The organism is Mycobacterium sp. (assembly GCF_035499775.1).
In the GTDB taxonomy this organism is placed as follows: domain Bacteria; phylum Actinomycetota; class Actinomycetes; order Mycobacteriales; family Mycobacteriaceae; genus Mycobacterium.
Map to the genome: position 1 here is coordinate 1 of NZ_DATJYB010000422.1, position 5,352 is coordinate 5,352.

At 64.3% G+C, this 5,352-nt stretch carries 6 protein-coding genes and 1 pseudogene; 4 read left to right on the top strand and 3 right to left on the bottom strand.

What is annotated here, in order from left to right:
* Positions 1-118: 118 nt before the first annotated feature.
* The 3 genes from VML93_RS26145 to VML93_RS26155 all read left to right on the top strand — a co-directional run bounded on the left by VML93_RS26145 (position 119) and on the right by VML93_RS26155 (position 2,421).
* Positions 119-1,225, top strand: a complete 1,107-nt coding sequence (locus tag VML93_RS26145; RefSeq protein WP_325615173.1) for a type III polyketide synthase — start codon at positions 119-121, stop codon at positions 1,223-1,225.
* Between the two features lie 11 nt (positions 1,226-1,236).
* Positions 1,237-1,740 carry an isoprenylcysteine carboxyl methyltransferase family protein gene (locus VML93_RS26150; protein ID WP_325615178.1) on the top strand — a complete coding sequence of 168 codons (504 nt, stop codon included), beginning with the start codon at positions 1,237-1,239 and terminating at the stop codon, positions 1,738-1,740.
* Between the two features lie 225 nt (positions 1,741-1,965).
* Positions 1,966-2,421: a hypothetical protein gene (locus VML93_RS26155; RefSeq protein WP_325615174.1), complete on the top strand. Its 456-nt coding sequence runs from the start codon at positions 1,966-1,968 to the stop codon at positions 2,419-2,421.
* Positions 2,422-2,481: 60 nt separating this feature from the next.
* Here VML93_RS26155 and VML93_RS26160 read toward each other — a convergent pair whose 3' ends face one another.
* The 3 genes from VML93_RS26160 to VML93_RS26170 all read right to left on the bottom strand — a co-directional run bounded on the left by VML93_RS26160 (position 2,482) and on the right by VML93_RS26170 (position 4,721).
* Positions 2,482-3,201: a hypothetical protein gene (locus VML93_RS26160; protein ID WP_325615175.1), complete on the bottom strand. Its 720-nt coding sequence runs from the start codon at positions 3,199-3,201 to the stop codon at positions 2,482-2,484.
* On the bottom strand, positions 3,201-4,241 hold the full coding sequence (locus tag VML93_RS26165; protein ID WP_325615176.1) for an alcohol dehydrogenase: 1,041 nt from the start codon (positions 4,239-4,241) through the stop codon (positions 3,201-3,203). Before VML93_RS26165 ends, VML93_RS26160 begins: the two co-directional genes overlap by 1 nt.
* Before the next feature lie 126 nt (positions 4,242-4,367).
* A complete protein-coding gene (locus tag VML93_RS26170) occupies positions 4,368-4,721 on the bottom strand; it encodes a hypothetical protein (RefSeq protein ID WP_325615177.1) in 354 nt (117 codons plus the stop codon).
* Positions 4,722-5,016: 295 nt separating this feature from the next.
* Between VML93_RS26170 and VML93_RS26175 the strand changes: the two are divergent.
* Positions 5,017-5,352: pseudogene (locus VML93_RS26175) on the top strand (molybdopterin dinucleotide-binding protein); the annotation flags it as partial.

Consider the following 5,352-nt stretch of genomic DNA (forward strand, 5'->3'; position numbering starts at 1 on the left):
GGGAATAACCTTGCCTTCGGCTGCCAGTTCGTTGTGCACCAGCATCGATGAGTGGATTGTGTTTAAGGTCACCGTAATCCGATGAAACGCTGATCGTTCGCTTCTCGTGAGCATGAGCATGACCGTAACAACATATTCCCCATCAGCGAACCAGGCGGCGAGCCACGGACGCGGTGCCCCGCACATCGCCGGCACCGCGGTGGCATTCCCAACGCACCGCTACAACCAGGATGAGGTGGCACGCGAGCTCACGCAGGTCACCGGGCCGGAGTTCATGCGCTTCGCGCGAACGACTGGCGTCGACTATCGCAGTCTCGCATTACCGCTGTCGCGTTACCCGAATATCACCGGCTTCACCGAAGCGAACGACGCATACATCGAGGTAGCCGAGGACCTCGGGCAGCAGGCAGTGCTGTCCGCACTCGCCGCGGCCAACATCGAACCTGACGAAGTGGACGCCATCGTGACCGTCTCGAGCACCGGCATCGCGGTGCCCACCATCGACGCAAGGCTGATCTCTCGAATCGGTCTGCGGCCCGACGTCAAACGTATTCCGCTGTTCGGGCTCGGCTGCGTGGCGGGCGCAGCGGGGATGGCACGCGTGCACGACTACCTGCGCGGCTACCCAGGGCACGTCGCCGTGCTGCTGTCAGTCGAGCTGTGCTCGCTGACGTTGCAGCACGACGACACTTCGATTCCGGCTTTGATCGGCGTGTGCTTGTTCGGCGACGGCGCAGCAGCAGTGGTCGTCACTGGCGCCGATCGGATTCCGCCCAGCCCCAACGCTTATCGCGGTCCGCGCGTCCTGGCGACTCGCAGCCGGGTACTGCCGGAGACCGTCGACGTGATGGGTTGGAACGTCGGGTCGAGCGGATTCCAGCTCGTGATGACCCGTGACGTCCCGAAAATGGCCGACGACCACCTGGGTGGCGAGGTTGACCGCTTCCTTGCCGACCACGGTTTGTCCGTCAAGGACATTTCTGCATGGATCTGTCATCCCGGTGGTCCGAAAGTGTTGGACTCGATCGAGAATGCGATAGGTCTGCCGCCCGAGGTGCTGGCGCACAGCCGAAACTCCATGCGGGAGAACGGCAACATTTCGTCCGCGTCGGTGCTTGACGTTCTGCGCCGCACCCTCGCCGAGCCGATACCCGAGGGATCCTTCGGCGTGATGATGGCGATGGGACCGGGCTTCAGTTTCGAGCTGCTACTGCTGAGCTGGTGAGGGGACTGCCCATGTACTACTACCTGTTCATGCTCGCCATCGGCGCCGAACGCGTGGTCGAGCTCGTGGTCGCCCAGCGGAATGCCGCGTGGTCACTTGCTCATGGCGGCAAAGAGTTCGGCCGCGACCACTACCCGGCGATGGTCAGCATGCATACGCTGCTCTTGGTCGCATGCGTCGTCGAAGTCTGGTCACTGCACCGGCCCTTCATCCCTTGGCTGGGATGGCCGATGGTCGGTGTCGTGGTGCTCAGCACCGTTGTCCGCTGGCGGTGCGTCAGAGTGCTTGGCAAACATTGGAACCCACGGCTCATCGTGATCCCGGGCGCGCCGCTGGTGCGAGACGGACTCTACCGGTGGGTACGTCACCCCAACTACACCGCGGTCGCGGCGGAGGTGGCGGCGCTCCCCCTGGTTCATTCGGCATGGCTGACGGCAATCGTGTTCAGCATTGCGAATGCCCTAGTGCTCAACGTGCGGATCCGGGCCGAGAACGCGGCTTTGGGCTACGCCTAGCGCGCGCGGAAAGATAATCGCCCTGCGCGTTGGCCGTTGGTGCCACCATCCGATGCTGAGGCTGTCCCTGCCAATAACACGATCACTTGGGCCAGGCTACGGATCCGTTTGCGGGAATTGGCCATACGTGCGGGGCGCTGCAAAAGGTTGGAGGCGTCGGCCGAGTCGCGAGACTGGGTCTCGCTACCGCACGAAACAACCCATCAAGAAGGAGCTTCCACGCAAATGAGCACCATCCACTTCCACCAGACAACCACATTGACACCCGACCAGTTCATCGCCGGGCTCACCGACTTCGGGCCGGGGCGCCAGGAGATCTTTTCCAAGAGCGCCGACGCCTACCTCGAGGTGCATTACCAGGGCGCGTACCACGCTGATGTCACCGAAGGCTCCGGCGGCGTCTGGGAACGGCTGGTATACGACTGGTCTGACCCCGGCTACGTCAAGCTGACGACCGTCGACTCCAACGTGTTTGGCGGCGCCTCGGGTTATGCCTACACCCTGCGGCGGCTGCTCAACGGAACCACCGATGTCGACGTCGTCATCGTTCGCGAAGGAAAGAATCTGCGCGGACGGATTCTGTCGGCGTTGCTGGGAACCGTCGCCAAGCCCGTGCTGCGTAAGGCATTCGTCAAGAGCGTCAAGGCAATCGAGGCCCGCCGTACCGGGTTGGCCGCATAGCGCGAGCAGACGTAAAAGCACCCAACACAACGTTGTTTTGGGTGCTTTTACGTCTGCTCGTCAAGTGAAGCGGATGTCGCTTACGTCGATGGACACCATCAGTTCGTCGGGAATGATGCTGCCGTCGGCAGCACAGCGATAGGCCCGGCGCTTGGTCGGCAGCTTGATTCCGTCGGCCTCGACGATGTCGTAGACGTATTGGATCGCCGAGAATCCGCCGGCGACGTCCACCCGGTAGTCGTGGCGGCGCACGAGAAAGTCGTTGTCGAAGTAGAACTCCTGCAACGTGCTGTGGCTGGCGATGTGGTCGGGGAACTGCACCTGCAGTCCATACCATCGTTCGCCGCCGTCGTCGACCGGATCGATTTCGGTGACGACCATCCCGGGCATCGCCATGAAGAACGGGGTGGTCAAATACGTCCACAGCGCGTAGCCGTTGAAGTACGCGCGCTGCAACGGATTCCACGGAGTGCTCAACTCATGACCATTGAATGACTCTCGCGGGTTGCTTTGTTCGGCGACGACGCGGCCGTCCAGCTTTTCGATGGCGATGCGGTCGCGGGTGAAGTCCGTCTTCTGGTCCGCGGCGCCGAACGGCCGCACGGAAGCCCATTCACGGTGCAGCGCAACGCTCATCCGTCGTGGGGTGGGATCTTGCGGTTGGCCTTTGATCTCCCACAGCTTGCCGCCGCTGACGATGGTCGCGTCGATGGTGTCGAACTGGCGCCAGCGGTCGAGTCCGCCGTGCGCGGCGAGTACCGCGTCCAGCAGGCCGGCCATCACCGCATTCCGTCCGTGCCCTGCTGGCCCTGAATGTCGAGCACCACGCGGAATCTGGCCTTGCCGTCCATCATTCGCGCGTAGGCCGCGGGTGCGTCTTCGAAGGGCAGCACCTCGTTCATGGGTGCGACTCCGTGCGCGGCGCTGAACTGAAGGTTGGCCTCGTTTTCGACGGGGGTGCCGGTGAGGCTGCCGATTATCGAGCGGCCGCCGAAGATCAGATCGGAAGTGCTCACCTGAATCGGGTCGGGGGCAGCGCCGACGACGATCAACTGACCGTGCGGCGCGAGCCCGGCCAGCAGCGGTGACATGGATGCACCGCTGGTCGCGGTGGCGACGATCGCCGCGGCCCCGCCGAGTTCTTGCAGCGCCGTGCCGGGATGGACGGTCGCGCTGTCGATGTAGTGGTGCGCGCCCAGTTTCTCTGCCAGGAAACCCTTTTCGGTGCCTCTTGCGATTGCCGCGACACGGTAGCCCAACTTGTTGGCGTACTGCACCCCGAGATGCCCCAGCCCCCCGATACCTTGGATCGCCACCAGCGTGTCGGGGGCCGCATGCAACTTCAGCAGCGGGTTGTAGGTGGTGACGCCGGCGCACAACAACGGCGCCGCAACAACGGAATCCAGGCCGTCGGGGATGCGGACCAGCCCGCTGGCTCGGGCGTACATCACCTCGGCGTACCCGCCGTCGACCGTCGTACCGGTCTGAGGCTGGTTCTCGCAGTTCACGAAGTCCCCGTGCCGGCACCAGACGCAGACGCCGCAGTGACCGCCGAGAAAGCCGACGCCTACGCGGTCTCCGACGTTCCACTCGGTAACCCCCGCGCCGACCGCGTCGATGACGCCGACCGCCTCGTGCCCGGGCACCACGGGCTGCTGCGGGTCGGGACGTAGGCCCTCGGCGGCGAGAAAGTCGCTGTGACAGACACCGCAGGTCTCTACGCGTACCCGCACCTGACCGGGTGGCGGCTCGACCAACTCGCGCTCCACCAGCGCAAACTGCCGCTGCCCGGTGACCTCGAAAGCGCGGTATGTCGACATGTCAAGCCTTTCCCAGTCCGGTTACACAAGCCCCACGACAACAATGAGCCCCCAGTCGGCTCGGCGAGTAGTCCCATCTGAGAGTGGTATTGCCAGGGACACCCGTACCCGCACGCATCGGCAGCTTCAGCCGTCAGCGGCGTCCGAACTCCCCTGACGTGGTTGTGCAGATTCGAGCCAGCGTCTGGTCGACGGTGCAACCGCGAACGCGACGGTGACCGCCGCCAACACCACCGTCACCACCGCCAACTCAAAGGGAAGAGGCAACGCGTTGTGAACGGGCCGGGAGCGAGTGTTCAGGTCGGTGACGATGGAGAAAATGCTGTAGGTGATGACGACGCCGCAGCCGATGACGATGAGTATCCGGCCGGCCGTCATGCGCATCGCGATCACTGCCGCGCCCGGCAGCAGCAAAGCCGCCGCTAACCAACCCACACCGACGGTCCACCATTCCCAGGCGCCCGTCGGCGGGTAGACCACCAGCCGCTCGATGGGTAGTAGTCGAAGCTGTTGGTATCCGGCCGGACCTTGTCCAAAGCCCTGATGGCGAACCCAAGCCAGGAAATGCCTCCCGCAGCCGCCAGCATGATGGCGGCCCTGCGGCCACAGTGGAGCCCGCGAGCAGGCCGAAACGCCGCGGCGACTGCGCGCCATCGCCCGGATTCGTCATCGCGCTCCTCCGAAGGCCCCGCCTGGTGCGTCAGTTTATGCGCTGTCCGGAGGGCTCAACAGCTTCCCACTTCCGCTACCATCAGTAGCGTAATAAGGTGGGTGGGTGACGACGACAGCCGCAGACGGCAGGCATGTGCGCACGTGTCCACTGTGTGAGGCGATGTGCGGTCTGGAGATTCAGGTCGACGCCGGGAAGGTCACCAGCATCCGCGGCAACCGCGACGACGTGTGGAGCCGTGGGCACCTGTGCCCGAAGGGCGTGTCGCTGGCCGCGTTGCACGATGACCCGGACCGCATCCGCCGGCCGCTGATCAAAGTCGACGGGCAGTGGCAAGAGGTCAGCTGGGACGCGGCGTTTCGCCGCTGCACCGAGCTGCTGACCCCGGTGATCCGCAAGTACGGGATCGGCGCGGTCACCGCCTACACCGGAAACCCACTG

Bases quoted from the DNA above. Each gene is read 5' to 3' on its own strand.
- VML93_RS26145 (WP_325615173.1), top strand. From the start codon at position 119: ATGACCGTAACAACATATTCCCCATCAGCGAACCAGGCGGCGAGCCAC.
- VML93_RS26150 (WP_325615178.1), top strand. From the start codon at position 1,237: ATGTACTACTACCTGTTCATGCTCGCCATCGGCGCCGAACGCGTGGTC.
- VML93_RS26155 (WP_325615174.1), top strand. From the start codon at position 1,966: ATGAGCACCATCCACTTCCACCAGACAACCACATTGACACCCGACCAG.
- VML93_RS26160 (WP_325615175.1), bottom strand. From the start codon at position 3,201: ATGGCCGGCCTGCTGGACGCGGTACTCGCCGCGCACGGCGGACTCGAC.
- VML93_RS26165 (WP_325615176.1), bottom strand. From the start codon at position 4,241: ATGTCGACATACCGCGCTTTCGAGGTCACCGGGCAGCGGCAGTTTGCG.